The sequence below is a fragment of the Pseudomonas sp. JH-2 genome (assembly GCF_036231725.1).
In the GTDB taxonomy this organism is placed as follows: Bacteria; Pseudomonadota; Gammaproteobacteria; order Pseudomonadales; family Pseudomonadaceae; genus Pseudomonas; species Pseudomonas delhiensis.
Genome location: NZ_JAZAQP010000118.1, coordinates 1 through 1,157 on the forward strand (window position 1 = coordinate 1; position 1,157 = coordinate 1,157).

Genomic DNA, 1,157 nt, shown 5'->3' on the forward strand with positions numbered 1-1,157 from the left:
ACCCGCAGCGAGCTGCTGGAGAAGGGCTACGACTTCAAGCTGGACTACGTCGGCGAGGCCGCGGGCAACCTGCACGGCGGCTACAACGACGACAAGACCGCGCGCTACACCGACCAGTGGGCGCTGGGCAGCCACCTGGACCTGCAGAAGATCCTCGGCTGGCACGGCGCCGAGTTCCAGTTGACCATCACCGAGCGCAGCGGCAACAACCTGTCCAACGACCGCCTCAGCGACCCGCGCGCCGGCCAGCTCAGCTCGGTGCAGGAAGTCTGGGGCCGCGGCCAGACCTGGCGGCTGACGCAGATGTGGTACAAGCAGACCTTCCTCGACGACGCCCTGGACGTGAAGTTCGGCCGCTTCGGCGAGGGCGAGGACTTCAACAGCTTCCCCTGCGACTTCCAGAACCTGGCGTTCTGCGGCTCGCAGGTGGGCAACTGGGTGGGCGGCATCTGGTACAACTGGCCGGTGAGCCAGTGGGCGCTGCGGGTGAAGTACAACCTGAGCCCCGAGTTCTTCGTGCAGGTCGGCGCCTACGAGCAGAACCCCTCGAACCTGGAGACCGGCAACGGCTTCAAGCTCAGCGGCAGCGGCACCCAGGGCGCCATCCTGCCGGTGGAACTGGTGTGGTCGCCGAAGGTGGGCCCGCAGCAACTGCCGGGCGAATACCGCCTGGGCTACTACTACAGCACCGCCAAGGCCGACGACGTCTACGAGGACGTCAACGGCCAGCCCCAGGCGCTGACCGGCGACGCCTTCAAGTCCCACGGCAGCAAGCACGGCTGGTGGGTGGTGGCGCAGCAGCAGGTGACCGCCCACGACGGCGACGCCTCGCGCGGGCTGAGCCTGTTCGCCAACTTCACCGTGCACGACCAGGCGACCAACACGGTGGACAACTACCAGCAGGTCGGCGCCGTCTACAAAGGCCTGTTCGACGCCCGGCCCAAGGACGACATCGGCCTGGCGGTGGCGCGCATCCACGTCAACGACGACGTGACCAGGCGCCAGAAGCAGATCAACCAAGTTTCCGGCATCGACGACTACGACAACCCGCTGTTCCAGCCGGTGCAGCACAGCGAGTACGACGCCGAGCTGTACTACGGGGTGCACGTCACCAACTGGCTGACCGTGCGGCCGAACCTGCAGTACATCAAGCATCC

Annotated in this window: 1 protein-coding gene; it reads left to right on the top strand. The window is 66.6% G+C overall.

Annotation, left to right across the window (positions count from 1 at the left end):
* Nucleotides 1–1,157 (top strand): carbohydrate porin (locus VV867_RS30965; protein WP_328568440.1); only part of this gene is annotated, 1,157 nt, incomplete at both ends.